Source organism: Aeromonas sp. 11P, from assembly GCF_051920165.1.
GTDB classification, from domain to species: Bacteria; Pseudomonadota; Gammaproteobacteria; order Enterobacterales; family Aeromonadaceae; genus Aeromonas; species Aeromonas veronii.
This window is the reverse complement of the sequence record NZ_JBQBDJ010000004.1, coordinates 3,362,965-3,389,045: the sequence shown is the minus strand read 5'-3', so window position 1 is coordinate 3,389,045 and position 26,081 is coordinate 3,362,965. Positions and strand designations below refer to the sequence as shown.

General features: G+C 60.0%; 22 protein-coding genes and 1 pseudogene. 15 read left to right on the top strand and 8 right to left on the bottom strand.

From position 1 onward, the window contains the following. Positions 1 to 23: 23 nt before the first annotated feature. Positions 24 to 923 (bottom strand): LysR family transcriptional regulator, encoded by a 900-nt coding sequence (locus tag ACTG1P_RS15660; RefSeq protein WP_440001665.1) that lies wholly within the window; start codon positions 921 to 923, stop codon positions 24 to 26. Between the two features lie 155 nt (positions 924 to 1,078). Between ACTG1P_RS15660 and ACTG1P_RS15655 the strand changes: the two genes are divergently transcribed. Continuing rightward, a complete protein-coding gene (locus ACTG1P_RS15655; protein WP_440001664.1) occupies positions 1,079 to 2,233 on the top strand; it encodes an agmatine deiminase family protein in 1,155 nt (384 codons plus the stop codon). A 379-nt stretch (positions 2,234 to 2,612) separates the two neighbouring features. Further along, complete coding sequence (locus ACTG1P_RS15650; RefSeq protein ID WP_440001663.1) at positions 2,613 to 3,284, top strand: hypothetical protein; 672 nt, start codon at positions 2,613 to 2,615, stop codon at positions 3,282 to 3,284. A 641-nt stretch (positions 3,285 to 3,925) separates the two neighbouring features. On the opposite strand, the gene ydiK is transcribed toward ACTG1P_RS15650, so the two are convergent. Then, positions 3,926 to 5,011: an AI-2E family transporter YdiK gene (ydiK, locus tag ACTG1P_RS15645; RefSeq protein WP_201980005.1), complete on the bottom strand. Its 1,086-nt coding sequence runs from the start codon at positions 5,009 to 5,011 to the stop codon at positions 3,926 to 3,928. Next, a complete protein-coding gene (locus tag ACTG1P_RS15640) occupies positions 5,008 to 6,405 on the bottom strand; it encodes a bifunctional NUDIX hydrolase/phosphatase PAP2 family protein (protein ID WP_440001662.1) in 1,398 nt (465 codons plus the stop codon). The genes ydiK and ACTG1P_RS15640 overlap by 4 nt, the downstream gene beginning before the upstream one ends. Positions 6,406 to 6,590: 185 nt before the next feature. Here ACTG1P_RS15640 and ACTG1P_RS15635 point away from each other — a divergent pair, with 185 nt between their 5' ends. The 9 genes from ACTG1P_RS15635 (at position 6,591) to ACTG1P_RS15595 (ending at position 14,725) form a co-directional block, all read left to right on the top strand. Next, a complete protein-coding gene (locus ACTG1P_RS15635; RefSeq protein WP_005340143.1) occupies positions 6,591 to 6,971 on the top strand; it encodes a hypothetical protein in 381 nt (126 codons plus the stop codon). Positions 6,972 to 7,227: 256 nt separating this feature from the next. Then, positions 7,228 to 7,626 (top strand): ribosome-associated heat shock protein Hsp15, encoded by a 399-nt coding sequence (hslR, locus tag ACTG1P_RS15630; protein WP_005340141.1) that lies wholly within the window; start codon positions 7,228 to 7,230, stop codon positions 7,624 to 7,626. Positions 7,627 to 7,703: 77 nt separating this feature from the next. Next, positions 7,704 to 8,588, top strand: coding sequence for an Hsp33 family molecular chaperone HslO (gene hslO, locus ACTG1P_RS15625; protein ID WP_162517420.1), 885 nt, complete (start codon positions 7,704 to 7,706; stop codon positions 8,586 to 8,588). Between the two features lie 149 nt (positions 8,589 to 8,737). Next, positions 8,738 to 10,363: a phosphoenolpyruvate carboxykinase (ATP) gene (pckA, locus tag ACTG1P_RS15620; protein WP_005340139.1), complete on the top strand. Its 1,626-nt coding sequence runs from the start codon at positions 8,738 to 8,740 to the stop codon at positions 10,361 to 10,363. 193 nt (positions 10,364 to 10,556) lie between these two features. Further along, the gene (locus ACTG1P_RS15615; RefSeq protein WP_005340138.1) at positions 10,557 to 11,222 is read left to right on the top strand and encodes a GntR family transcriptional regulator; all 666 of its coding nucleotides are present in this window, start codon (positions 10,557 to 10,559) and stop codon (positions 11,220 to 11,222) included. A 33-nt stretch (positions 11,223 to 11,255) separates the two neighbouring features. Further along, entirely contained in the window at positions 11,256 to 13,058 is a 1,803-nt protein-coding gene (locus ACTG1P_RS15610) for an aminopeptidase P family protein (protein WP_440001661.1), read from the top strand. Positions 13,059 to 13,145: 87 nt separating this feature from the next. Then, complete coding sequence (locus ACTG1P_RS15605) at positions 13,146 to 13,550, top strand: nitrous oxide-stimulated promoter family protein (protein WP_440001660.1); 405 nt, start codon at positions 13,146 to 13,148, stop codon at positions 13,548 to 13,550. Between the two features lie 112 nt (positions 13,551 to 13,662). Continuing rightward, on the top strand, positions 13,663 to 14,160 hold the full coding sequence (locus tag ACTG1P_RS15600) for a GNAT family N-acetyltransferase (RefSeq protein ID WP_064339292.1): 498 nt from the start codon (positions 13,663 to 13,665) through the stop codon (positions 14,158 to 14,160). Between the two features lie 97 nt (positions 14,161 to 14,257). After that, positions 14,258 to 14,725, top strand: coding sequence for a glycine zipper 2TM domain-containing protein (locus ACTG1P_RS15595; RefSeq protein WP_069554244.1), 468 nt, complete (start codon positions 14,258 to 14,260; stop codon positions 14,723 to 14,725). A gap of 83 nt (positions 14,726 to 14,808) precedes the next feature. Here ACTG1P_RS15595 and amt read toward each other — a convergent pair whose 3' ends face one another. Next, positions 14,809 to 16,236, bottom strand: a complete 1,428-nt coding sequence (amt, locus tag ACTG1P_RS15590; RefSeq protein ID WP_005355035.1) for an ammonium transporter — start codon at positions 16,234 to 16,236, stop codon at positions 14,809 to 14,811. A 505-nt stretch (positions 16,237 to 16,741) separates the two neighbouring features. On the opposite strand from amt, the gene ACTG1P_RS15585 reads away from it, so the two are divergent. Next, the gene (locus ACTG1P_RS15585; RefSeq protein WP_440001659.1) at positions 16,742 to 17,665 is read left to right on the top strand and encodes a GGDEF domain-containing protein; all 924 of its coding nucleotides are present in this window, start codon (positions 16,742 to 16,744) and stop codon (positions 17,663 to 17,665) included. 90 nt (positions 17,666 to 17,755) lie between these two features. Here the strand turns inward: ACTG1P_RS15585 and ACTG1P_RS15580 are convergent, their stop codons facing one another. Then, positions 17,756 to 18,379 (bottom strand): outer membrane beta-barrel protein, encoded by a 624-nt coding sequence (locus ACTG1P_RS15580; protein ID WP_440002312.1) that lies wholly within the window; start codon positions 18,377 to 18,379, stop codon positions 17,756 to 17,758. 252 nt (positions 18,380 to 18,631) lie between these two features. On the opposite strand from ACTG1P_RS15580, the gene ACTG1P_RS15575 reads away from it, so the two are divergent. Then, positions 18,632 to 19,270, top strand: coding sequence for an exopolysaccharide biosynthesis protein (locus tag ACTG1P_RS15575; RefSeq protein WP_040067711.1), 639 nt, complete (start codon positions 18,632 to 18,634; stop codon positions 19,268 to 19,270). A gap of 66 nt (positions 19,271 to 19,336) precedes the next feature. Here ACTG1P_RS15575 and ACTG1P_RS15570 read toward each other — a convergent pair whose 3' ends face one another. Both ACTG1P_RS15570 and ACTG1P_RS15565 read right to left on the bottom strand, forming a co-directional pair. Next, positions 19,337 to 20,611: an amino acid permease gene (locus ACTG1P_RS15570; RefSeq protein ID WP_440001658.1), complete on the bottom strand. Its 1,275-nt coding sequence runs from the start codon at positions 20,609 to 20,611 to the stop codon at positions 19,337 to 19,339. Positions 20,612 to 21,082: 471 nt separating this feature from the next. Further along, positions 21,083 to 21,972 (bottom strand): annotated as a pseudogene (locus tag ACTG1P_RS15565) (diguanylate cyclase). Between the two features lie 349 nt (positions 21,973 to 22,321). Between ACTG1P_RS15565 and ACTG1P_RS15560 the strand changes: the two are divergent. Then, positions 22,322 to 22,639, top strand: a complete 318-nt coding sequence (locus ACTG1P_RS15560) for a DUF6968 family protein (RefSeq protein ID WP_440001657.1) — start codon at positions 22,322 to 22,324, stop codon at positions 22,637 to 22,639. 23 nt (positions 22,640 to 22,662) lie between these two features. Beyond that, a complete protein-coding gene (locus tag ACTG1P_RS15555) occupies positions 22,663 to 23,298 on the top strand; it encodes a Vat family streptogramin A O-acetyltransferase (protein WP_440001656.1) in 636 nt (211 codons plus the stop codon). A 141-nt stretch (positions 23,299 to 23,439) separates the two neighbouring features. Here the strand turns inward: ACTG1P_RS15555 and ppc are convergent, their stop codons facing one another. Continuing rightward, a complete protein-coding gene (gene ppc / locus ACTG1P_RS15550) occupies positions 23,440 to 26,073 on the bottom strand; it encodes a phosphoenolpyruvate carboxylase (protein WP_440001655.1) in 2,634 nt (877 codons plus the stop codon). Positions 26,074 to 26,081: the final 8 nt, after the last annotated feature.

The following is a 26,081-nucleotide window of genomic DNA, read 5'->3' as shown; positions in this document are numbered from 1 at the left end:
CGCCCCCGATTCAGTGACCTGTCTCAGAGGGTGGCAACCCCGCCCTCCTCCCGGTCGGGTTCACCGTCGGCAAATTGCTGGCCAAGCCAGTGGCAGAAGGCGCGGCACTCCGGCATCCCCTCGCTATCCTGATGCACCAGCAAATTCCACTGCGGCCCCTTGACCCGACAGGTGGAGAGCGGCAACAGCAACCCCTGCTGACGAGCGGGACGGGAGAGCAGTTCACTCACCAGCGCCACACCGAGTCCGGCACTGGCGGCCTCCAGCAGCAGGCCGGGATCGGAGAAGTTGAGCCCCCTGGTCTGCAGGTGCAGATCCTCCCCTCCTCTCAGCGTCCAGTGATGCCAATCCAGTTCCCGCTCGCCGTGCAGGGTGGTGCGCTCCTCCGCGGGCCGGGACAGCACGGTTGTGGTGGCCACCGGCAGCAAGCGATCCGCCAGCAGGTGCTGATGGCGACACTCGGCCTGCGGCCCGAGATCCCAGCGCAGGGCGAGATCAACGGTCTGCTCGGCCATGTCGGGCTCTTCATCGCTGGTAAACAGCCAGAGATCGATGTCGGGATGCAGGCGGTGAAACTCCCCCAATCGCGGCAGCAGCCAGTGGCGACCGATGGTGGTGCTGGTGTTGAGCACCAGCTGGTTCGGTTTGCGGTACTGCTCCAGCCGCTGGATCCCCATCGCCAGCTGCAACAGCACGCTCTGGGTGGTCTCCAGCAGATCCTGCCCCGCATCGGTCAGCGCGACCGAGCGCCCCTGCCGGTGAAACAGCGGCTGGCCGAGCAGCTCCTCCAGCGAGCGGATCTGCTGGCTAATGGCGGACTGGGTCAGATGCAGCTCCTGCGCCGCCTGATGAAAACTGCCGAGTCTGGCCGCCGCCTCAAAGCCCCGCAGCACGTTGAGCGGGGGCCACTGTTTGAACGCCATTGATTAGCTCCACTTATCACTTTCACCGAAAATTGATCGTTTGTTCACCGCTATAGCCACGGATAGCCTATTACTCAACGCAATTCGATTAACAGCGCTTGTCACTTCCGGTCAATCAGCGACAGCAAAGAGCGCCCTCATCCAAGGAGTTTTTCATGCCATCCCGACGCAACATATTGAAACAGCTGGCGGCCATCGGTGCGCTGGCCGGGCTCGGCAATCTGCCAGGCAAGGTGTACGCGGCCAGCGGCAATGCAGAGGAGGGTGCTGCCAGCGCCAGCGGCGAGCCATTCCATATGCCCGATGAAGCCGCCCCTCAGGCGCAGGTCTGGATCGCCTTTGCCGCCAGCGCCGATATCTGGGGCCGCGACTACAAAGAGGAGCAGGCCACCATAGGGCGGCTGGTTAAAGCCATGACCCCTTACACCAAGGTGAGTGTGCTCTGCCGCGAAGAGGAGGAGGCGCTGGCCCGCCAACTCTGTGGCGAGCAGAACACCCGCTTTATCATCGCCGAGCTGGACGATATCTGGCTGCGCGATACCGGCGGCGTCTTCGTCCAGAACGGCGAAGGGGAGCTGGGGCTGGTGGATTTCAACTTCAACGGCTGGGGCGACAAGCAGGAGCACGAACAGGATGCGGGGGTGGCCGAGCTGGTCAGCCAGCAGGCGGATGCCCACTATCTGCAGAGCAAGCTGACTGGCGAGGGGGGCGGCATCGAGGTGGATGGCAACGGCACCGCCATCATGACCGAGAGCTGCTGGCTCAACAGCAACCGCAATCCGGGGGTGAGCAAGGCGCAACTGGAGGCGGAGCTGAAAGCCAATCTGGGGCTGCGCAAAATCATCTGGCTACCGGGCATCAAGGGCAAAGACATCACAGATGCCCACGTCGATTTCTATGCCCGCTTTGTCCGCCCCGGGGTGGTGGTGGTCAATATGGACAACGATCCGGAATCCGACGACTACGAGGTGACCCGCCAGCATATGGCCATCCTCAAACAGGCCACCGATGCCGACGGCAACAAGCTGGAGCTGCATGTGCTGCCGCCCCCGCTCGATGTGCGGGACAACCGCTTTAGCCGCAGCCGCGACTTTGCCGCCGGTTATATCAACTATTTGCCGATCAATGGTGCGGTGATCGCCCCCGAGTTTGGCGACAAGGCCGCCGATAGCTACTGCCACGATCTGCTGACCCGCCTCTACCCCGGCCGCGACATCGTGCAGATCAATATTGATCCGGTCGCCGCCGGTGGCGGCGGTATTCACTGCATCACCCTCCACCAGCCAGCCTGCCCCTCATCTACCCACTGATAACCCGGGGCGTTGCCACGCCCCGGGTTATTTGTCTCCGCCCATTTCTGTTGACCACAAGCCCCTGAACCAGCCGCCGTTCCACATCTTGGCCAGCAAAGCCATATGGGTGTCGCCTAGGTCACACTCCCGAGTTATTCAAGAGGCTGAGACTCGGTGGCACTTTCCATTGCCGCCCTAGAAGTGTATTTTTGCCAGATGGCAAAAAATAGCTCCAAAAGAAGATGACTGACGAATACGTTCAGCACCAGAGGTTGGTTGGTAATCTTTTTATTTTTCGTTGCGGTGATTAGGACAAACTGGGGCTATATGAAAGGTTCTATTCACGGATTAGTGTCTCCATTCATCTAATAACTGTGAGCATTCATGAGGGAGTATTGTGGAAAAATTAATTGAGTACATATCAAAAGAATGGTCAGTAGTATCTCAAGCCCCATTTGTTTTTCTTATTATTTCTGCGATTATTTTCGGTCTTGCCTATTTAGCAGCACAATGGAGATTTACTGCTGTTATCGAACAATTGAAAGCATCAAATGAAACTCTGAAGGAACGTTTACACTTAAAGTCTGAACAAGCTGAATCGTATAAAGATAGAGCGCTTAAGTACGATGATAAAGTACAACAAATTGTAGATTCCGATGAGGTAGCTTTAAAAGACAAAACCTTAGAAGTTGTGAAAAATCTCAGAGAATTTATCGAGAGATACAAACGAGAAGATGATCGTAACATGATGGAAAGTCGTTCATCTTCGTTACGTTCAGAGGATCAGCGACAAGCAAATTGGGAAGCGCAGACAAATAATATGATGCGCTTAAGCAGTGAAAGAAATGCTGAATATGATCGTAGGTTTCGAGTAGATGTAATGATGCTTCGTGATGAGCTTCGCTCAAGACTGCCGGACTATAAGCCACAAAAAGATCATCACGATATGATGTATGAGCATCCTACAAACTATTTCGGATTTAATGATGTGGCCAGTGATTTAGAGCGCATGGCAAAAATGCTAACAAGTCAAGCAAGTGGGGCCCCAAAAAGCGGGGTGAGAAATTAGGACGCCCACCTTTCTGAGTAAGCAACCGTATCGCCAGCCCGTAGGTTCGATTAGCCGCCAGGCGTAATCGGACGTTCGCGTAAATCCATTCCCCCACAATAACGGCCATCCATATTTCTCCTCTACCAGAGGCCGCTGATTCACGGAAATACCGGAACAGCGGCATCTCGATTCTCCTATCAGTTTCGCTATTCGAACCAACATGGGCGGTAACACTAGTTGCATACGGGTTGGTACAAATCGGCCATTGCCTGTGGCTGGCCTGTTTCGAGCCAAATCGTGGCGTGGGGGCTGGATAGACATCGGTATAAGCAAAAATTGGGGCATTTAACACAAATCCATAAATTCAGCTTATACCGCTTACCCGGTCTGCTTTACCGCCATAAGTCACCCGCATTTCCCCTATGACGGGCCACCGCCGACTTATGGATAGAACCGGAACAGCGGCATCTCGATCGTCCGATTACGCTTCGCTAATCGAACCTACATGAGACGGTCATATGTGGGATATGGAGGCTGGCGAGGATCAACCAATCTGACTCGATCGCCATAAACCACGATCACCACAAACAAAAGAGCCGCCCTTATGGGCGGCTCTTTGTATCAGCGATAGATGGCTGAATAGTCTTGTTACTGAATCGTCACTCGGCCTTGGGTGGTTCAACCGCAGCGGTCGCAGGTTGGTCATCTTCCTTGATCCAGGCATCCAGCAGGGTGTAACCCACCGCCAGCACCACGGGGCCGATAAACAGACCGATGATCCCCATGGTCAGCAAGCCACCAATAACCCCCACCAGAATCAGGATCAGCGGCAGATTGGCGCCGCGTTTGATCAGGAAGGGACGCAGGAAGTTGTCCATGGTGCCCGCAAACAGTGACCAGACCAGCAGGAAGGTGCCCCATGTGGTGTCGCCGCTCCAGTAGAGGTAGCTGATACAGGCCAGCAGCACCGGGAAGGGGCCGATCTGGGCGACGATCAGCAGGAACATCACCACCACCAGGATCATGGCGTAGGGGATACCGGCAATCAGCAGGCCGACACCGGCCACCGAGGATTGCACCAGCGCGGTCACCACTACCCCCATCGCCACGGCGCGGATCGCCTGTGAAGCGAGCACGGTGGCATTGTCACCCCGTTGCCCTGCCAGCCGGTGGGCGAAGCGGCGAATGCCGGTCGCCACCACTTCACCGGAGTGATAGAGCAGGCCGCAGATACCGACCGTCAGCAGGAAGTGAACGAACAGCAGCCCCAGATTACCGGCCTGAGAGGCCAGCCAGCGGGCAGTCTGGCCGAAATAGGGCGCCAGCTTGGCAAACAGCACCTGACCACCGCTCGCCAGAATTTGCTGCCAGAACTCATAGAGCTTGCCGCCCACCAGCGGGATCTGTTGCAGCCAGAGCAACTCCGGCGGCGGTGAGTGGCTGATACTGGTGCCCAGCTCAATCAGCATGGGCGCCTTCTCCGCCACATTGGCCAGCGTCATAAAGAGCGGGATGACAAACATCAGCAGCAGCACCAGCGTCATAAAGAGGGCCGCCAGCGAACGCTTGCCCCACAACAGCCGCTGCATCATCAGCATCAGCGGCCAGGTGGCGATGGTGATCATGGTGGCCCACACCAGCGCAGGCAGGAAGGGCTGCAACACCAAGAAACAGGAGATAATCAGGAGGCTGATAAACAGCACCCCGAGGGTTATCTTGGCCAAATCCACTTTTTTCACATTCATAGAGTTCCCTTGTCAGAGCCGTTGCCCTTGGGTCGTGTGTCGCATTTCAAGAAAGAGAGTATCCACCAGAGACCAGCGCTCAACCAGAGCCCCAGCCCGAAAAAGAGCACAAACTGACCAAGCAATATGGTCAGCGAACTGCTGGTCAGCAGCGGCAGAGCCCAGAGTCCCGCCCCGATCACCGCGCCCCCCGCCAGCGTGACCGCACCGGTCAGGATGGGGGGATAACCGCCGCGAGTCAGGGAGCGCAAACCGCCAACCCAGATCCCGAGGGCTGCCATGCCGATCCCGGCCAGATGGGCCGACTGGCTCAGGCCAGCGCAAACCAGTGCCGCAGCGATCAGCAAGCCCCAAGCAGAAGCGCGCTGATCCAGCCGCCAGTATGGGCGAACCGCCAGCAGCAAGGCGCCAATCAGCAGGCCAACCGCCACGTCGGAGATAAAGTGCACCCCGAGCCAGACCCGCGCCAGACCTGTGGTGAGCGCCAGCAGCAAGGCCAGCGAATAGGCCAGCCCCCGCCGGGCAGGCCAGAGCCAGCCAAGCAGCGCTCCCCAGAACAGCAGGGCCGAGGCAGTGTGGCCGCTCGGCATGCCAAAGCCCTGAGCGCTGTGAGTCGCGAGCAGAGGTTGCAGATGGAAGGGACGCGGCCAGCCGATCCCCTCCTTGCTTGCCTGCACCAGCAAGCCGAGCCAGAGCATGGCAAAGAGCAGCTGGCGCAGCCGCGGCCACCCCAGCAGCGGGAGCAGCAAAGGTATCAGGGCAAGCTGAAAGCCGCCTGAACCAAACAGATTGCTGACCGACAGCCACCAGATATCGGGCCCCAACCACTGTTGCAGCCGCATCATCAGCGGGATCTCGACCTGATGCAGCGCATTGCCCTGCATCACGAAATCGGCCTGCCAGAGCACCTCGCTCTCGGGCACCTTATCCAGTCGGGATTGCAGCCAGTCGAGCTGATCCGGGAAACGGCGCTGCTCGCGGGGGAGCTGGTCGATGGCGATCAGCCGGGCGTTAAGGATCTCTCCCCCAAGATTGGGGGCCTTCAGCAGCGAGACAAAATCGGAATCTTGCTGGGCGACGATAGGCTCCAGCGTGCGGCAGGCGAAGATAACCGCCCGCTGCCAGCGGCCCAGCTCCTGCACCACCTCCCCCCGCAAGCCGGTCTCCTCATAGAGTTCGCGCAGCGCCGCCTGCTCGGGGCGCTCGTCGCCATCTATGTAGCCGCCGCTCAGGCTGTAGCGGGAGGAGATGCGATCCTGCACCAGCAGCAGTTGATCCTGATGGCGGATGGCGCAGGCGGCTGCCGTCGGTGCCGCCGGTGCCGCCGGTTCGGCACTCAGGGCTGGCAGAGAGGCAAACAGCGCCAGCAAGAGTAAAAAGAGGGTTCTCGACATCAATTTGCTTTCCCTATGCACAATGGCGACAAGCCTCCCAGAAATCAGATAGTTGGGCAACGGTAGCGGCCGGATCGCCGCCGTTCCCGCCGCGCTGGCGGTGTACGGAAGATTGCGATGAAGCAGGGCACTCCCTACTATTGGCGGCTATCTTCAATTTCATGCAGCAAATGCTGGAGCCCTCCATGAGACAGTTCGGCTTTTTCCTCGGCATCGCCATCGGTGTCATTTTGATCCTGTTCGGCAGCATCGTCATCTTCCAGGCGCTCCCTGCCGCACTGGATGTGCTGGAGATGCCAAGCCGCATCCCGTTCGTGCGCGAGGTCTACACCTGGCTGATGACCAGCGCCAACGGCCTGACCGCCCAGCTGGAGCAGAACTTCCTGGAAGCGTTCCAGACAGTGCTCAAGCTGATCCTGCTCATCACCTTCATGTGGGTCTGCGTCAAGCTGGTCAACATGGGGGTGCTGATTATCCGCGCCGGGGTTGATCTGATCCGCACCGCCATCGCCCACAGCGAAGGCCCCCACGACCAGAAGAAGCCGGATCAGCACGATCACTTCTGACTGAGTCGTGGTAAACGGATGTGAACGCTGCCGCCCCCAACCGGGGCGGCAGCTTTATATGCGCGGTATGAAGGCCCCTCCCTGCCACCATGAATACCCGATAAAGCAGCGGCTTTCCCTTGTGAATCAGCAAACTGCCCATATGTTGCATCACCTTGACATGGTTTGCGCCCCGCGCGGCGGCTGCCCGGTTTCTATCCCGACCCCGTGCTCTGGTATAATCGACCACCTCTTTTCCCCGTTATGGAGCCTGTTCATGCCCAATCATGCAGAAAGTGCCCTCGAGGTTCGTCTCGACAAGTGGCTGTGGGCGGCCCGTTTCTACAAGACCCGCTCCATTGCGCGGGATCAGATAGACGGGGGCAAGGTGCACTACAATGGTCAGCGCAGCAAACCGGGCAAACAGGTGGAAGTGGGGGCACTGATCCGCTTCTGGCAGGGACAGGACGAACGGGAAGTGCGGGTGCTGGCCTTGAGCGAGCAGCGCAAATCGGCCCCGCTGGCCCAGCAGCTCTATGAAGAGACCGCCGAGAGCCTGAAAAAACGGGCCGAAAACAGCGAGGCGCGCCGCTTCAACAGCCAGTTTGCCCCCAGCCCCGAGCGCCGCCCCGACAAGCAGGAGCGACGCCAGTTGCTCAAGGTCAAACAGTACTGACCGACCCCGATTTGATACCGGGCTGGCCTCAACCCCAGCCCGCCCGATTTACCTCACCGAAAAGCCAGGAATACATGATGAGCAACCAAGATCTGCTGTATCGCTATCTGTTTGAAGAGTACGAAGTGCGTGGCGAGCTGGTCCAGCTGGATCACACCTACCGCCACGTAGTGGAAGCCCAGAACTACCCGGTGCAGGTGCAAAAACTGCTGGGCGAGCTGCTGGTCGCCACCAGCCTGCTGACCGCCACCCTCAAGTTTGAAGGCTCCATCACAGTGCAACTGCAGGGCGATGGCCCGGTGCGTCTGGCCGTGATCAACGGTGACAACAACCAGCAGCTGCGCGGCGTGGCCCGCTATGAAGGCGAGCTGCCGAACGATGGCAAGCTGCAGAGCCTGATCGGCAACGGCCAGCTGATCATCACCATCACCCCGGAGCAGGGCGAGCGCTATCAGGGCATCATCGCGCTGGACGCCGATACTCTGGCGGGCTGCCTGGAGCACTACTTCGCCCGCTCCGAACAGCTGGCCACCAAGCTGTGGATCCGCACCGGCTACCACGAAGGTGCGCCGCGCGCTGCCGGCATCATGCTGCAGGAGCTGCCCGCCCAGAGCGAGGATCACAGCAACGACTTCGATCACCTGACCCAGCTCACCAGCACCATCAAGGATGAAGAGCTGTTCGGCCTGCAGGCAGAAGAGATCCTCTACCGTCTCTACCATCAGGACAAGGTGCGGGTGTTCGATCCGCAGGCGGTCGAGTTCCGCTGCACCTGCTCCCGCGAGCGCTGCGAAGGAGCCCTGTTGCAGATAGAAAAGGAAGAGGTCATGGAGATGGTGCAGGAGCTCGGCAAGATCGACATGCACTGTGATTATTGCGGCGCCCAGTACCAATTTAATGGGATCGATGTCGAAACCCTGTTCAGCAGGGCTCCCGGCAATGATGCAAACCAGTTACACTAATTAAAGGCGGGCAAAACCCGCCTTTAACTTTAATAACAAAAAAATACCCTATTTTATAAAGTTTGATGGCGATCGCTAAACTCTACCACCTAAGTGATAGGATGATCGTCAGATAGAACCCTACCAACCTCTGAACCCAGGAGAATACAATGACAATCGTGGCAGAACCCACCCTGGCCCAACAATTAGGACTGGACCAGTACGGCATCAAAAACAGCCAAGAAATCGTTCGCAACCCCTCTTACGAGCAGCTTTTCGCGGAAGAGACACGCCCTGACCTGGAAGGGTTCGAGCGCGGTGTGGTGACCGAGCTGGGCGCCGTCAACGTAAACACCGGTATCTTCACCGGTCGCTCCCCGAAAGATAAATATATCGTCAAAGATGCCACTACCCAGGATACTGTGTGGTGGTCTGACCAGGGTAAAAACGATAACAAAGCCATTACCCCGGAAGTGTGGTCACATCTGAAAGGGCTAGTCACCAAACAGCTCTCCGGCAAGCGCCTGTTTGTGGTCGACGGTTTCTGCGGTGCCAACCCGGATACCCGCCTGGCCGTGCGCATCATCACCGAGGTGGCCTGGCAGGCACACTTCGTGAAAAACATGTTCATCCGTCCGAGCGATGAAGAGCTGAAAACCTTCAAGCCTGACTTCGTGGTGATGAACGGTGCCAAGTGCACCAACCCGAACTGGAAGGAGCAGGGTCTCAACTCCGAGAACTTTGTTGCCTTCAACATGACCGAGAAGATGCAGCTCATCGGTGGCACCTGGTACGGTGGCGAGATGAAGAAGGGCATGTTCTCCATGATGAACTACTTCCTGCCCCTGCGCGGCATTGCCTCCATGCACTGCTCCGCCAACGTGGGTCAGGACGGCGACGTCGCCATCTTCTTCGGCCTCTCCGGCACCGGCAAGACCACCCTCTCCACCGATCCCAAGCGCCAGCTGATCGGCGATGACGAGCACGGCTGGGATGACCACGGCGTGTTCAACTTCGAAGGGGGCTGCTACGCCAAGACCATCAAGCTCTCCGAAGAGGCTGAGCCGGACATCTACCACGCCATCCGCCGCGATGCGCTGCTGGAGAACGTGACCGTTGCCGCCGATGGCACCATCGACTTCGATGATGGCTCCAAAACCGAGAACACCCGCGTCTCCTACCCCATCTATCACATCGACAACATCGTCAAGCCGGTCTCCAAGGCAGGTCACGCCACCAAGGTGATCTTCCTGACTGCCGACGCCTTCGGCGTGCTGCCCCCGGTCTCCAAACTGACCAAGGAGCAGACCAAGTACCACTTCCTCTCTGGCTTCACCGCCAAACTGGCCGGTACCGAGCGCGGCATCACAGAGCCGACTCCGACCTTCTCCTCCTGCTTCGGCGCAGCCTTCCTCTCCCTGCACCCGACCAAGTACGGTCAGGAGCTGGTGAAACGGATGGAAGCGGCAGGTGCAGAGGCCTATCTGGTCAACACCGGCTGGAACGGCACCGGCAAGCGCATCTCCATCAAGGATACCCGCGCCATCATCGACGCCATCCTGGATGGCTCCATCGAGAAGGCCGAGACCAAGGTGCTGCCGATCTTCAATCTGGAGATCCCGACCGCGCTGCACGATGTGAACCCGGCGATCCTCGACCCGCGCGACACTTACGCCGACAAGGCCGAGTGGGATGCCAAGGCCGTCGATCTGGCAGGCCGTTTCATCAAGAACTTCGAGCGCTTCACCGATAACGATGAAGGCAAACGTCTGGTTGCGGCAGGCCCGCAGCTGTAACAGGCTCGCTTCGTATCAGTGACATCATGCCGGTCAGCCACGCTGACCGGCATTTTTGTTTTTGTGGAGCCCCGAACGCCGCCATCGCCCCCGTTAAAGGGGCCAAAACCTTGCCTTTGCCCATTGTGACAGGTTAGATTCAGCCAAACTTTATACAATATACAATTCTGTAACGCCCAATCGTGACCCGACCATGACCCCACCCTACAAGACCCGAACCCAGATGGTGATGGAAAACCTCCGTGGCCGGATCCTCCGTGGGGAGTTCCCCGCTGGCGCCCCCTTGCGTCAGGATGCCATTGCCAAAGAGCTGGCCGTGAGCCGCATTCCGGTGCGCGAAGCCCTGATGCAGCTGGAGGCGCAAGGGCTGGTCAAGTTCGAAGCCCATCGCGGCGCCGTGGTCACCATGCTGGACGCCTCGGCCATTGAAGAGCTCTTTTATTTGCGAGCGCTGCTGGAAGCCGATACCCTGTTTCACGCCGTCGACAAGATGACGGAAGCCACCTTCGCGCAAGCGGAGGCGATCCTCGCCCAGTTTGATCACGCCCTGGAGTCAGGCACCCAGATCGAACATTGGGCCGAGTTGAACCACAGCTTTCACGCCACCCTCTATCAGGCAGCCGGTCGCCCCCAGGCACTTGAACTGATCGCCCAGATCAATCTGAGCTGTGACCGCTATGTCCGCTTCGAGCTGCTGTTTGCCAGCGACGGGGTGGACAAGGCGGAGCGTGAACACGCCCAATTGCTGGAGCTGTGCCGCGCCCGGCGCAAGCACGAGGCGGTGGTGCTGCTCAGGCAGCATATCGAAGCAGCGGGTCAGTCGATCAAGCGGATCCTGGCCAGCGGCCATAAAAACTGAACACTCATATAGCAACCATCTGGCACTAACGACATGAATAATTTCGAGATAATTGAAACCCGCGTCGCCCAAGTCAGGGCCGAGCTGGCCATGCAGGAGTTGGACGCCTTTATCGTCCCCCACGATGATGAGCACCTCGGCGAGTACATCCCCGCCTATGCCGAGCGGCTTGACTGGATCACAGGTTTCAACGGCTCTGCCGGGGTCGCCATCATCATGGCCCAGCGAGCAGCCCTCTTTGTCGATGGTCGCTATACGGTGCAGGCGCGGATGCAAACTCCCGCCGAACTGTTCGAATTCCTCCACCTCATTGAAAATCCCCATGTCCAGTGGCTGGCCGAACAGCTGCCGTCAGGCTCCCGGGTTGGCTTCGATGCCCGCCTGCACAGCCTGACCTGGTACAAGAATGCCAAAGCGGTGCTGGCCGATCGCGGTATCGAGCTGATCCGCGTCGAGCAGAACCCCATCGACCTGAACTGGAGCGATCGCCCGGAGCCGACCAAGAGCCCGGTCATCCTCTACAGCGAGGAGCTGGCAGGCCAGTCCAGCCAGTCCAAACGTGAACAGCTGGCGGCCGACCTGCGCAAGCGCGGGCTGGATGCCGTGCTGCTGACCCAGGCCGAGCCCATCAACTGGCTGCTCAACCTGCGTGGCCGCGACATCGACCGGCTGCCGGTGGTGCTGGGCTTTGCGGTGCTCTACGCCAACACCAGCATGGATTTCTTCGTCGATACCGACAAAATTGACTGCTTCGCCTTTACCCAGCACGTTGGGCAGGATGTCTCCGTCTACCCCATCGACAAGCTGGGTGACGTGCTGCAGCGCATCGGTGAAGATCAGCAGAAGGTGCTGGCCGATCCGGACAGCGCCAACGCCTGGACCCAGCTCGTCATGGAAGAGGCGGGCGCCATTCTGGTGGCTGGCCAAGACCCCACCATGCTGCCGAAAGCGTGCAAGAACGAGGTCGAGCTGACCGGCATGCGCGCCGCCCATCTGCGCGATGGCATCGCCATGACCCGCTTCCTCGCCTGGCTGGATCGGCTGATCGCCTCCGGCGAGTTCGAGGGGGTGGATGAAGGCACCCTGGCCGATCAGGTGGAAGCGTTCCGCCGCGAGCAAGAGCACTACGTCGAGCCAAGCTTCGACACCATCTCCGCGCTCGGCCCCAACGCCGCCATGTGCCACTACCACCACACCAACGGCACCCCCCGTGCGTTTGGTCAGGACAGCCTCTATCTGCTGGACTCCGGCGCCCAGTATATGGATGGCACCACCGACATCACCCGCACCATCAAGGTGGGTGAGGTGAGCGACGAGCAGAAAGCGATGTTTACCCGGGTACTGCAGGGCCATATCGCGCTGGATCAGGCCCGCTTCCCCCGTGGCACCGCCGGTATCCAGCTCGACGTGCTGGCCCGCATGCCGCTGTGGCAGGCCGGTTACAACTATGACCATGGCACCGGTCACGGCGTCGGCCACTTCCTGAGTGTCCACGAAGGCCCCCAGCGCATCGCGCCGAAAGGGAGCATGGTTGCCCTGCAACCGGGCATGGTGCTCTCCAACGAGCCGGGCTACTACCGTGAAGATGGCTTCGGCATCCGTTGCGAAAACCTGGTAGTGGTGACCGAGCTGGAACAGGTTGGCGAGCTGCCCATGCTGGGCTTCGAGCGTCTGACCTACGTGCCTTTCGATACCCGCCTGATCGACCGCAGCCTGCTGAGCCCGGCCGAATTCCGCTGGATCAACGAATACCACGTTGAGGTGTTCCGCCGCCTGAGCCCGCTGCTCGAAGGCGAGGATCTCGCCTGGCTGGAGCAGGCAACCAGCCTCATCTGATGACACAGGGCCTGCGGGCCCTGTTTTTTATCCCCCCTTTTGACCTGTATCAACACCCCATGCAAGCAGGTCAGGAGAATGGCGGCCATGAAAAGTCATCATGCCAGCCCAGCCCAGGGCTCACACGCCGCAGCCAGCAAAAAGGCGAGTGACCACCCCAGACTCATGCGCGAGCAGCAGACGGTCAGCGCCATGATCCGCCTCTACTGCCAGCACCATCATCAGGATCCCCATTGCCGCCACTGTCGCCAGTTGCGGGATTTCGCCCATCAGCGCCTGCGTCGCTGCCGTTATGGCCACGGCCACAAACCTACCTGCGCCAACTGCAATATCCACTGCTACGCACCGGCGATGCGCAAACAGATCCAGCAGGTGATGAAATGGAGCGGCCCGCGCATGTTGCTGCGACACCCCTGGCTCACCCTTCGCCATCTGCTCGACGGCTTGCGCAAGGCCCCCAAACTGCCCCAGAGCCGCCCCCTGCCGCCATAACCGCCAATCCCTTGCATCCGGCAGGGGATGACCACTACCCTATGACTCCTTTTTTGCCGTTGACCCCAAGGTCAGCGGCGTTGCCGATCCGTTTGCTGCCAATGGAGTCCTGATGCACCACAACCCGCCCCTGCTACGCACCGCTACCCACCATGACATGCACGCCATCTGGCAGATCGATGCCAAGGTGTTTGGCGAAGATGTCTATCCCGCCTTCTTCTTCCGTCAGGCGATGGATTTGTGGCCCGAGTTGTTGCTGGTGGCCGAATACGAGGGGCAGCTGGTGGGGTATGTGCTGGGGGGATTCGGTCAGGAGCGGTCGCAAGGCTGGGTGCTCTCGCTGGCGGTGCTGCCCGAGGCGCGCGGTTTCGGTCTGGCCGAGCGAATGATGCGCCAGATGGAGGCCAACCAGCAGGCGCTGCAGATCAGCGAACTGCGGCTCACGGTCGATCCGGCCAATCCGGCCCAGCGCCTCTACTACCGGCTCGGTTACACATTGCAGGCGGAAGTAGCCGACTATTTCGGCCCCGGAGAAGACCGTCTGCTGCTGGTTAAAACCCTCTCCGGTACAGCTGCGATTCAAGGACAAAACCGGTTACAGAACGCATAATTGGTTACATTTTGCCGATTTCATGTGTGACGGGGTTGGAGTAAAGTTCACTCATCAACCGGATTGTTCAAATTACGTGCAGCCCAGGAGGCCCACCATGTTGAAGCGTATGACCCTTATTGCCCTGCTGGCAGCGACCACCATCACCGGATGCGCCAACAGTGACGTTTACTCTGGCGATGTCTACACCAAAGACCGCGCCAAACAGGTGCAGACCGTCAGCTACGGCACCATCATCTCCACCCGCCCGGTGAAGATCCAGGCCGATGAGAACTCCCTGATGGGCACCATTGGCGGCGCCGTAGTCGGTGGCCTGCTGGGCAGCACAGTCGGTGGCGGCACCGGACGCGACATCGCAGCCGCAGGCGGCGCCATCGCCGGTGCAGCGGCAGGTAACGCCATCGGCAACAAGATGAATCAGGTCGACGGCGTCGAGCTGGAGATCAAGAAAGAGAACGGCGAAGCCATCGTGGTGGTGCAGAAAGCCAGCCCCACCTTCACCCCGGGCGCCCGTGTGCGCATGACCCAGGGCAATGGCAGCATCAACGTGGCCGTCGTGAATTAAGCGTGTGAACTCAGGTTTCGCCACGCTCGAGCCATAAAAAAACCGCCGGAACCGGCGGTTTTTTTGTTGTCTGACGTTCGGGATTACATGCTGTAAGCCTTCTCGCCGTGGGAAGTGACATCCAGCCCTTCCCGCTCGGCATCGCCGTTCACCCGCAGCCCCACCAGCATGTCGACCGCCTTGAAGGCAATCGCCGCCACGGCACCGGACCAGAGCAGGGTGACACCGACCCCGATGGCCTGGATCTTCACCTGAGTCAGGATGGAGTAGCCCTCGGCAACCTGATTGGTGACATAGTCCCACACCCCGGTGCCGCCCAGATCCGGGCTGGCAAAGACACCGGTCAGCAGGGCGCCGAGAATGCCGCACACCCCGTGCACGCCAAACACGTCCAGACTGTCATCGGCACCCAGCAAACGCTTGAGACCGTGGACGCCCCACAGACCCGCCACGCCACTGATCAGGCCCATCACCAGACCACCGCCCACGCCGACGAAACCGGCCGCCGGTGTGATCACAACCAGACCGGACACCGCACCGGATGCCGCCCCCAGCAGGGAGGGACGTCCCTTCATCACCCACTCGGCCAAGGTCCATGAGAGAGCTGCCGCAGCCGGCGCCACCCAGGTGTTGATAAAGGCAAGTGCGGCGATACCGTTGGCTTCCAGCGCGGAGCCCGCGTTGAAACCGAACCAGCCGAACCAGAGCAGGGAGGCACCGATCATGGTCATGGTCAGGCTGTGGGGGGTCATGGGATCACGACCGTAGCCCAGACGCTTGCCCACCAGATAGGCACCCACCAGACCCGCCACGGCGGCGTTGATGTGCACCACTGTGCCGCCTGCAAAATCCAGCGCACCATGCTGGAACAGATAACCGGCAGTGGCGGTCGCGGTTGCTGCGGCTTCGGCGCTGGTATAGGCATCCGGACCCGCCCAGTACCACACCATATGAGCCAGCGGGATATAGGCGAAGGTGAACCAGATCACCGAGAAGAGCAGCACGGCAGCGAACTTGATGCGCTCGGCAAACGCCCCCACGATAAGGCCGCAGGTGATGGCGGCAAAGGCCCCCTGGAACACCACATAGATCAGCTCGCTGATCCCGACCCCCTTGCTGAAGGTGGCGGCGATGGAGTCAGGGGTCACCCCCTTGAGCAGCACCTTGCTGAAGGAGCCGTAGAAATTGCCCCCCTCGGTAAAGGCCAGCGAATAGCCGTAGATCACCCAGAGCACGCAGATGAGACAGAACAGGGTAAAGACCTGCATCAGCACGCTCAGCATGTTTTTGGCCCGCACCAGACCACCGTAGAAGAGGGCAAGACCGGGGATCGACATCAGGATCACCAGCGCTGCCGAGAGCAGCATCCAGGTATTGTCACCCTTGTTGATTGTCATGGCGGCAACCGGCGCCACCGCCGCCTGTACCTGAGCGACCTCTTCGGCCCAACTTGGGGTAACCAGCAAGGCAGGCAACATCGTCAGACCCGCCATCATCCATTTTTTGACCATAGAGCACTCTCCTTCCCTGTCGTACCGGTACAAGACCGGCTCCGTTTCCCTGATTGAATCTGTGGCGAACCGCAAGGTGTTGCTGCAACCCGCCAGAATCACACCCGCGCCCGGCACGGGGATGCCTCTTGCCACTTCCTCATCACTGCATCTGCCGTCGATGACCGCAAGAGACCGTCTGACATGTAAAAAGCATAAAGCGGGCCACAAATTTAAATCCTTTTAAATCATTGCATTAGTAAGATTACGCATCATCAACGCACCAATTTGGCGCATGAACTGCGCTAACCTGCCCAGGGTCGCCCTGTCGCAGGGCAGCCGATACTTCACGCACCAGAAGTGCGCAAACCCTGAGCCAGCCCACAAGCTGACGTCATCGATATCGCGCGCTGCGGGCCCGCTCGTTTACACTGACAGACCAGCCGTTTCCTGTTATCCGACCACGGCATGCCATTACGCAGCCTCTTGTTTGCAACCTGATGGCAGTCCCAATCCGAGGAACACCATGCAGTTCGATCGTCTCGACATCAGCCTCTCCCACTACCGTCATCTCGACCGGGAGCATCGCGCCCACATCGCGCTGCTGGGGATAGTGATGCTGGCCATCATGGCCCTTCATCTGTTGCTGCTGCCCCACTTCCCTTACGAGCGCTTTTACGCCGTCAGCTTTGGCTTCGAGGTGATCAACTGGCTCACCATGCTGTTCCTGTTCTGGGTGGTGCAGTGCGCCCACCTGCCCACCCACACCTACCGCATACTCTCCTGCGGTCTGATGTTGTGGATCATGGGGGCCACCGCCGACATCATGGATGAACTGGTGGCGCAGCCACTCTGGCTCGCCATCTATGCCGAGGATCTGCTGCGATCCAGCGGCATCCTGCTCAGCAGCATCGGCATCCTGAGCACCATGCACCACCTCTTCCAGATCAATACCCAGCTCAGACAACAGGCACTGTTCGACGATCTGACCCGGCTGCCAAACCGGCGCTACTTTCATCAGCAGCTGTTTCTGGAACAGGGGATTTGCCACGCCCTCATCCTGCTGGATCTGGATCACTTCAAGGTGATCAATGACAACTACGGCCACGATATCGGGGATAGGGTGTTGCAGCAGTTTGGCGAGCTGTTGCAACAGCACTGCCCGCCGGGTGCGCTGGCGGCCCGTGTCGGTGGTGAAGAGTTTGCCCTGCTGCTGCCCGTCGCCCACGAAGCCGACTTGCAGCAACTGACCAACACCCTGCTCACTGCGACCCGCACCATAGCCCCCGACCCGACCCATACCATGACGGTCAGTCTGGGGGTGGGGATCCGCGAGCCCAGAGAGCCGGCCGTCTCGCTGTTCAAGCGGGTGGATCAGGCGCTTTATGGCGCCAAGGAGGCGGGCAGAAACTGCGCGGTATGGGCGACGCCGACTAACAAGGAAGCGTGAAAAGCTGCCGATTGATTGCCGATCACGGCGGAACATTGCTGCTGAAAAAGGGGCCCAATGGCCCCTGTTTCATGGGGGAAATCCCCTCGCCTAAAAGCGGAAGGTAAGACCGATATTGGCCTGCCACTGGGTCACCAGATCGCCCCGCACCTTGAACACGCACTGCTCCGGGTTGCAGAGAAACTGGCTGCTGTCGTTGACCAGCGAGCCATAGCCGCGCACCTCGGCCCGCAGCGCCAGATGCTCGGCGAGGCGCGGTTGCACCCCGAGCGCCAGCGACATGGAAGGGGTCACCTCGCTGTCATAGGCGGCAAAGCGGATCACCCCGATACCGGCGCCGATATAAGGTGCCATCAGGTTGTCAGAGAGGGTCAGCGCACCAGCAAAGTGCAGGGTATCGACCGTCAGGCGATCCGGCTGGTCGGGAGAGAGGGTGGTGGACTGATGGCTGTAAAGCAGCTCAATCATGCCGGGATCATCCACCTCCTTGCTGATAAAGAAGCCCCAGCTGCCGGAGCCCTGCCCCTGCAGTGAATCGAGCGAGGCCGAGACCGGCACCGGCTGCACCGCCTCGTCACTCTTCTCGAAGTCGATGGCTGAGCTGTAGCCAAAAAACGGCGTCACCTGCCAACCGGATGTGGTCGTGGCCTCGCTACTCCAGGCCTGCCCCAGTGGCAGCAACAGCCCCATCATCGCTATCCCTGCTCTCTTCATCATCATCCCCTGCTCCCTGTGTGATTGTGCAGAAAGCATACCAGAGGCGTCCTGCGCCCATCCTAAACGGCGGCTGTACCGGACCACTTTCATCGCGGGATTTCCCCCCTCGCCTGAACCCCTGCCACTCCGCCCCACTGGCACCGTTATGCGCCTCCGCCACCATTCATCGACGGTTAACCTCTGCCACGTATGCTGGCGCCAAATCGGGTCATCGGGGCCCGAGATCACCACTTAGAAGGACATCAGGGAATGGTTGCCGCGCAACTCAACGACCCCAAAACCACCCTAGCGGATACCCTGCGGGCCACCGCGCATGCCATCGACGAGAGCCACATCAGCCTGCGCCAGATGCTGGAGCTAGTGGGCGAACAGGGCATGCTGCTGTTTTGCGTCCTGCTCACCGTCCCCTTCCTGCTGCCGGTCTCGATCCCCGGCGTCAGCACCCCGTTTGGCCTGTTGATCCTCTTTATCGGGATCGGCATCACTCTCAATCGGGTGCCCTGGCTGCCCGCCATGCTGATGGAGCGCCGCTTCGCTGCCGACCAGCTCAAGCCGACCCTGCACAAGGGGGCGGATCTGCTGGCCCGGGTCGATCGCGTTATCCGCCCGCGCCTGCTGGTGCTGACCGGCAGCAACACGGTCAACCGCTGCAACGGCCTGCTGATCATGCTGGCCGCCCTGCTGCTGATGCTGCCCCTGGGCGCCATCCCGTTCACCAACGCCATGCCTGCCTGGGCCATCCTGCTGCTTGCCACCGGCATGTTGCAGCGGGACGGTCTGTTCGTCGCCAGCGGCTATCTGCTGGTAAGTGCAACCCTGGTCTGGTTCAGCGTGCTGGCCATCGGCTTGCTGATGGCGGGCCAGAGCGCCAGCGGCCTGCTCGGTTAAACCCGATGCACAGAAAAAGGGCGACCAGATGGTCGCCCTTTTTGATTTGTGCGGGATACCGCCCGGTCAAAGCAGATCGTAGATAAGGGCCGAGATGGCAAGCAGCCCCATCACCAACACAAAAAGGGTACTCGGCCCGCGATAACGCTTGAGTGCGGGCAAGCGATAGATGGAGCAGGCCGGCAGCAGAAACAGGATCACCGCGATCAGCGGGCCACTGACGCGCTCGATGATGTCGAGCACATTGGGGTTCAGATAGGTGATGACGGCGGTCACCATAAACAGGATCACCGATGACACCCGAGCGATGGTTGATTCCTTGAGGGAGAGCCCCAGCCCCTGACAGGCACCGCTCACCATGCTCACCGTCCCCTCGCTCACCCCCATGGAGGTGCCGAGGAAAGATTTGGACATGGCCAGAATGGCGATGAGCGGCCCCACATAGGCGATCAGCGGATTGGAGAACTTGTTCGCCAGCGCCGACAGCACGGAGATATTGTCGGTGCGGGCCAGCGCCATCTCCGCCTGACTCAGGCTCATCACGCAGCTCACCACGAAAAAGAGCACGCTGCCGCAAATCAGCAGGCTGCTGCACTTGATGATCCGCTTGGCGCGCAGGTCGGCGCTCTCCTGACAACGCTTCTTCTGCGCCGCGCTGAAGGAGGAGATAATGGGCGCATGGCTGAAGGAGAACACCATCACCGGCACGATCAGCCAGAGGGATTTCCAGAATGCCGGATCACGCCAGTCCACCGCCTGACTTTCGGAAAAATAGGAGAGGCTCCACTGGGGCAGCAGATAGATAGAGAGGCCAATCAGAAAGGCGACCATCGGCAGTGCCAGCACGCTGATGGCCGATACCACGATCTGCTTGCCGGACAGCAGCACCAGATGCAGGCCCAGCATCACCCCCAGCACCAGCAAGCCGCGCGGAAGCTCGGCATACCCCAGCTGGTGGACTACAAAGCTCTGGATCGCATTGGTGATGGAGATGCTGTAGACCAGAATGATGGGGTAGAAGGCCATCAGATAGACCAGCATCAGCAGCTTGCCCGCCTTGGCACCGAAGTGCTCCTCCACCACATGGGTGATATCCCCCTCCTTGTGGGAGCTGGAGAGCACAAAGCGGCTCAATGCCCGGTGGGAATAATAAGAAAGCGGAAAGGCCAGCAATAAAATAAACAGTAAAATAACCGGAGAATTACTGCCAACTGTAATAGGGAGAAATAACGTACCGGCACCGACAGCAGTGGCATATAGGCCCATGGTCCATACCGAATCGCTTTTCTCCCATTTCAATTTTGAAACAGAGTTACTCTTTTCAGCAATAGAAACACTCATTGCAATATATACCTTATTAGTCTGTCATCATTATTTTTATTAGCCCGAATAACAGGCTGGAGATATGTCGTTGCATATCGCCCTGCACATGAAAAAACAACGCCGCCAGCGGCCAACAGGGCCACCGGAGAGAAACGGAGCTGCCACGCTACCATCGTTGAAATCGCTATCCGGGTCAAGGTTAATAATTCATGACTGTTTGAATCGGAATGTTTCAAAAGACAACGGAATGTATCACATTCGTCACCCCAAACCCAATTCAAGCCTGTTTGATAACATACCGATAAAACCTCATGCTGTTGCCCAACAACATAAATAAGACCAGCGAACAGGCCGATAATATTAACACCTTAAGCTGTGGAATATGAGTTAAATAATACGGCCAACTTTTCTACTAATTGACAGTGATGTCAGCCAATTTATTCAGGGTAAAAGCGCAGGCTATTTCCGACAGCGACCGGGGTGGCACTCTCAACCTGCCGGGCAGTGCGCCACCCGGTTGCGGCCTGCCCGCTTGGCCTCGTAGAGCCACTCGTCGGCACGGGCCAGCGCCTGATTGATCTCCTCCTCCGGCTGCACCAGGGTTGTGCCCAGACTGACCGTGATGGCGACCGGATCGGCAGGCAGCGCTTCGACGGCGGCGCGGATCTGCTCCGCCATCTGCTGCAAACCGGCTTCATCGATCCGCGGCAGCAGGATCAGAAACTCCTCGCCACCGCTGCGCACAAAGAGGTCATCCGCCCGCAACAGGGCATCGATACAACTACTGAAGCGCTGCAAGGCCCGATCTCCCTGTTGGTGGCCGTAGCGATCGTTGAGCTGCTTGAAGTGATCAATGTCGAGCATGATGAGGCCGCAAGGCGCCTCCCCTGCCCGCAACGGCAGGCAGTGTTCAAAGAAGAACCGGCGGTTGTAGAGGCCGGTCAGCTGGTCGGTTTCACTCTGGCGCAGCAGTCGCTGCTGCAACTCGTACTGGCGAGTGATATTGCGGGTCACCCAGGCCACCGCCCGCTTGCCATCATAGAGGGAGGGCAGCGGCGCAATCTTGCCCTCGAAACGCTGTATCCCTTGCGGCCCGGCGGCAGCATTGATCCCCCCACCTCGGCTGCTGAGAGCTCATACTCCACCACCCGCACCTGACCGCTTGCCAACGACTCGGCCACCTGCGCCTTGACCCACATGGCCATCTCGGGGGGCAGTACATCGGCCAGCTGCTTGCCCGCCAGCGGATTGCCATCGTGATAGGATTGCTGCTCCATGCCGCCGATATATTCCACGTAATAGCCATCCTCACTGAGGATAAAGATGGGATCTGGCAGTTGGGCCATCACTTCATAAAGCTGGGTTACCGAAAGCGCCACGGAGACTCCTGTACTTCAGCGTCAAACAGGGGGGAGATATTCTGCCTCAAGAGGACTCAACGGCCCTCATCGACCCAGATGGTTGATTTACCGCCACAGCCAACAATCCTTTACATCTAGCAGCCCGCCAGCCTCTCGGCCACCACAGGTGGCCAGCGCGTTGCAACTCCCGCCACTGCGCTCGCTCACAGCGGCGAAAGCCCCCTCCCCCGGTCGCGCATATCCCATTGTTTCAACTCACAAGTTCATTTACGCTGGCCGTCCTGAGTCCAGTTTTCACATCATCAGCCATCAGGAACGCCAGCCACCCGCAACCGCAGGGGCTGTACCACGGAAAAGGAATCGCCAGATGAAAAACGCCATCGTTACCGCCCGCTTCGACGCCATCAGCGCCGAAGGGGAACAGCTCACCCTCAAGATCGCCATCAAGGCCCCCGAGCCGGATCCCAAGTCCGCCAGCGGTGACTGGCGCTGCAAGGTGAAGCTGGCGGGGCTGAGCGACAAGACCTTTATCTACGGCATCGACAGCCTGCAGGCACTGAGCCTCGCCATCAAGTTTGTCGAAACCGAGCTGCGAGCTTTCTCCGATGCGGGCTGGCAGTTCTATCTGCCCAATTGCCCAGATCACCCCATCGACATGAGCGCCTGCTACTTCCCGGCGCTCTAGCCCGGCCCATCCAAGGAGACCAGATGCACGGACCCGATCCCGCCAATCCCCACCCCATGAACGGCTTTCCCCAGGTGTGCTTTATCAAGAACACCATCAAGGGGCCCAATATCGAGGTGGGTGACTACACCTATTACGACGACCCGGAGGATTCGGCGGGCTTCGAGCGCAACGTTCTCTACCACTTCCCCTTCATCGGCGACAAGCTGATCATCGGCAAGTTCTGCGCCATCGCCCGCGGGGTGAAGTTCATCATGAACGGCGCCAACCACCAGACCTCCGGCTTCTCCACCTACCCCTTCTTTATCTTCGGCAACGGCTGGGAGAGCTCCGCCCCCGCCCCGGGCAGCCTCCCCTACAAGGGGGATACCGTCATCGGCAACGATGTCTGGATTGGCTATGACGCCCTGATCATGCCGGGGGTAAAGGTCGGCAACGGCGCCATTATCGCCGCCCGCTCCGTGGTCGCCAGCGACGTGCCCGCCTACGCCGTGGTCGGCGGCAACCCCGCCAAGGTGATCCGCTACCGCTTCGACGACGACACCATCGCCCGTCTCAACGCCATCGCCTGGTGGGACTGGCCGGTGGAGCAGATCAGCCGCAACCAGCCGCTCATCAGCGGCGGCGAAATAGCCGCGCTGGAAGCGGCGGCGAAATAGCCGCGCTGGAAGCGGCAATCCGTTAGAGACAACCACTACGACAACAACATGACCCGCAAGATAGTAGAAACAACAAAGGGCGCCTTGTCGGCGCCCTTTGACTTGATAGATATAACGGAAGCCTGCTGGCTTGGCTGGCTATCAACCGGTGTTGCGCATACCTGCGGCAATACCGGCGATGGTGACCATCAGCGCCTTGTCCAGCTCGGGGTGCAGGGTCTCCGGGTGGTTGCGGGAGCGGTTGAGCAGCTCGGCCTGCAACACGTTGAGCGGGTCTGTGTAGGGGTTGCGCAGCTTGATGGACTCCTTGATCCAGGGCTGATCCTCCAGCAGATCCCCGCGCGGGCTCAGTTTCAGCACCACTTCGATGGATTCGGCGAGCTCCTGGCGCAGCTGTTTGCCAAGGCCCCACAGCTCCTGCGGCACCAGACGGGTGTCGTAGTACTCGGCGAGCCAGACGTCCGCTTTCAGGAACACCATCTCCAGCATCTCGAGGCGGGTGCGGAAGAAGGGCCACTGGGCGCTCATCTCCTCCAGCACCGCCAGCTTGCCGTCGTCGATCGCCTGTTGCAGCGCCTTGTGGGCACCGAGCCAGGCCGGCAGCATCAGCCGGTTCTGGGTCCAGGCGAAGATCCACGGAATGGCGCGCAGGCTCTCGACGCCGCCGTTGGGCTTGCGCTTGGAGGGACGGGAGCCGAGCGGCAGCTTGCCGAGCTCCATCTCCGGGGTGGCGGCACGGAAGTAAGGGACGAAATCCGGATGACCGCGCACGATACTGCGGTAGTGCTCGCAGGAGTCGGCGGCCAGCTGTTCCATCACCTCGCGCCAGCACTCTTTCGGCTTGGGCGGCGGCAGCAGGTTCCCTTCCAGCACGGCGCTGGTGTAGAGCTCCAGACTCTTGATCGCCACTTTCGGCAGACCGAACTTGAAGCGGATCATCTCCCCCTGTTCGGTGGTACGCAGACCGCCGCGCAGGGATCCCGGCGGCTGGGAGAGGATGGCCTGATGGGCAGGCGCACCACCACGACCGACGGTACCGCCACGGCCATGGAACAGGGTGAGTCGGATGTTGTTGGCTTCGGCCAGCCCCACCAGGGATTCCATGGCGGCGTACTGGGCCCAGCCAGCAGCCATCATGCCCGCATCCTTGGCAGAGTCGGAGTAGCCAATCATCACGTACTGACGGCCCTGAATGTAGCCGCGATACCAGTCCACCGAGAGCAGCCGCTCCATCACGGCGGTGCCTGCCATCAGGTCATCCTGGGTTTCAAACAGCGGGGCGACCGGCATGCGGAACTTGCAGCCCGCCTCTTTGAGCAGCAGTTGCACCGATAGCACGTCGGACGGCGCACCGGCCATGGAGATGATGTAGATACCGAACGCATCGGGGTCGTGCTCGGCGATAACCTGACAGGTATCCAGCGTCTCGCGCACCTCGGCGCTCGGCTCCCAGTCGTGGGGAATGAGCGGGCGACGGGAATTCAGTTCGTTGAGCAGGAAGGCCTGCTTGTCATCTTCGCTCCACTCGGCGTAGTCACCCAGGCCCAGATAGCGGGTCAGCTCGGAGAAGACCAGCCCGTGACGCTCGCCATCCTGACGGATATCGAGCTTGACCAGATGGATGCCGAAGCAGGCGACCTTGCGCAGCACGTCCAGCAACATGCCATCGGCGATGTTGCCCATGCCGCAGGCATGCAATGAGTGGTAGCAGAGCTCCAGCGGCTCGCGCAGCTGGGCGGTAGTCTTGACCAGATCCTGGCTCTCGCTCACCTGACCCTGCACCTTGGCAGTGAGGTGCTCCTTGGTTTCGCGCAGCGCTTCACGCAACTCGCGCACCAGCGCGCGGTAGGGCTCGGGGTGATCGCCAACACGAGCGCGCACGGCGTCGGTGCAGTCGGACATGGAGAGCTCGGAAGTGAGCTCCTTGATGTCTTTATAGAACAGGCTCACCGCCATCCAGCGGCCCAGCTCCAGCACTTCGGCAGTCACCTTGGCGGTGACGAAGGGGTTGCCGTCGCGGTCACCGCCCATCCAGGAGGTGAACTTGACCGGCGCGGCATCCAGCGGCAGCCGCACACCCAGATGGTGTTGCAAACGCTCGTCCAGATTGCGCATGAATTCGGGAATGGCTGGCCACAGGCTGTTCTCCACCACGGCGAAGCCCCACTTGGCCTCGTCGACCGGAGTCGGGCGCTGTTCGCGGATCTCGTTGGTGTGCCACGCCTGATTGATGAGCTGTTCGATGCGGTTGAGGATCTTGTCCCGCTCGCGGGGCAGCAGGTCGGAGAGCTCCAACGCTTCGAGGCAGTCATTGAGCTGCACATGCTTGTGGATCAGGGTACGACGGGTCACCTCGGTGGGGTGAGCGGTCAGCACCAGATCGATGTCCAGCTCGCGCACGGCCTGAATGATGGCCTCTTGCGACAGGTTGGAGGCTTTCAGTTTGTCGAACATCTGCTCCAGCGGATCCGGGGTGCAGACCTGCTCTTCGCAGCGACGGGAGATGGTGTGGAACTGTTCCGCCACGTTGGCCAGATTGAGGAACTGGCTGAAGGCGCGGGCCACCGGCAGCAGTTCATCATCGCTCAGGGTGCGCAGGGTATCGAGCAGACGTTCCCGGTCTGATTCATTGCCCTTGCGGGAGGACTTGGCCAGTTGGCGAATGGTTTCGATCTTGTCGAGAAAGGCCTGACCCTGATGATCCTTGATGGATTTACCCAGCAGCTGACCCAGCATGCCTACGTTGGCGCGTAGTGCGGCGTACTTTTCGTTCATTCCACATC

Excerpts from the sequence above, each read along its gene's own strand:
- ACTG1P_RS15660 (WP_440001665.1), bottom strand. The coding sequence starts at position 923 with ATGGCGTTCAAACAGTGGCCCCCGCTCAACGTGCTGCGGGGCTTTGAG.
- ACTG1P_RS15655 (WP_440001664.1), top strand. The coding sequence starts at position 1,079 with ATGCCATCCCGACGCAACATATTGAAACAGCTGGCGGCCATCGGTGCG.
- ydiK (WP_201980005.1), bottom strand. The coding sequence starts at position 5,011 with ATGAATGTGAAAAAAGTGGATTTGGCCAAGATAACCCTCGGGGTGCTG.
- ACTG1P_RS15640 (WP_440001662.1), bottom strand. The coding sequence starts at position 6,405 with ATGTCGAGAACCCTCTTTTTACTCTTGCTGGCGCTGTTTGCCTCTCTG.
- ACTG1P_RS15635 (WP_005340143.1), top strand. The coding sequence starts at position 6,591 with ATGAGACAGTTCGGCTTTTTCCTCGGCATCGCCATCGGTGTCATTTTG.
- hslR (WP_005340141.1), top strand. The coding sequence starts at position 7,228 with ATGCCCAATCATGCAGAAAGTGCCCTCGAGGTTCGTCTCGACAAGTGG.
- hslO (WP_162517420.1), top strand. The coding sequence starts at position 7,704 with ATGAGCAACCAAGATCTGCTGTATCGCTATCTGTTTGAAGAGTACGAA.
- pckA (WP_005340139.1), top strand. The coding sequence starts at position 8,738 with ATGACAATCGTGGCAGAACCCACCCTGGCCCAACAATTAGGACTGGAC.
- ACTG1P_RS15615 (WP_005340138.1), top strand. The coding sequence starts at position 10,557 with ATGACCCCACCCTACAAGACCCGAACCCAGATGGTGATGGAAAACCTC.
- ACTG1P_RS15610 (WP_440001661.1), top strand. The coding sequence starts at position 11,256 with ATGAATAATTTCGAGATAATTGAAACCCGCGTCGCCCAAGTCAGGGCC.
- ACTG1P_RS15605 (WP_440001660.1), top strand. The coding sequence starts at position 13,146 with ATGAAAAGTCATCATGCCAGCCCAGCCCAGGGCTCACACGCCGCAGCC.
- ACTG1P_RS15600 (WP_064339292.1), top strand. The coding sequence starts at position 13,663 with ATGCACCACAACCCGCCCCTGCTACGCACCGCTACCCACCATGACATG.
- ACTG1P_RS15595 (WP_069554244.1), top strand. The coding sequence starts at position 14,258 with ATGTTGAAGCGTATGACCCTTATTGCCCTGCTGGCAGCGACCACCATC.
- amt (WP_005355035.1), bottom strand. The coding sequence starts at position 16,236 with ATGGTCAAAAAATGGATGATGGCGGGTCTGACGATGTTGCCTGCCTTG.
- ACTG1P_RS15585 (WP_440001659.1), top strand. The coding sequence starts at position 16,742 with ATGCAGTTCGATCGTCTCGACATCAGCCTCTCCCACTACCGTCATCTC.
- ACTG1P_RS15580 (WP_440002312.1), bottom strand. The coding sequence starts at position 18,379 with ATGAAGAGAGCAGGGATAGCGATGATGGGGCTGTTGCTGCCACTGGGG.
- ACTG1P_RS15575 (WP_040067711.1), top strand. The coding sequence starts at position 18,632 with ATGGTTGCCGCGCAACTCAACGACCCCAAAACCACCCTAGCGGATACC.
- ACTG1P_RS15570 (WP_440001658.1), bottom strand. The coding sequence starts at position 20,611 with ATGAGTGTTTCTATTGCTGAAAAGAGTAACTCTGTTTCAAAATTGAAA.
- ACTG1P_RS15560 (WP_440001657.1), top strand. The coding sequence starts at position 22,322 with ATGAAAAACGCCATCGTTACCGCCCGCTTCGACGCCATCAGCGCCGAA.
- ACTG1P_RS15555 (WP_440001656.1), top strand. The coding sequence starts at position 22,663 with ATGCACGGACCCGATCCCGCCAATCCCCACCCCATGAACGGCTTTCCC.
- ppc (WP_440001655.1), bottom strand. The coding sequence starts at position 26,073 with ATGAACGAAAAGTACGCCGCACTACGCGCCAACGTAGGCATGCTGGGT.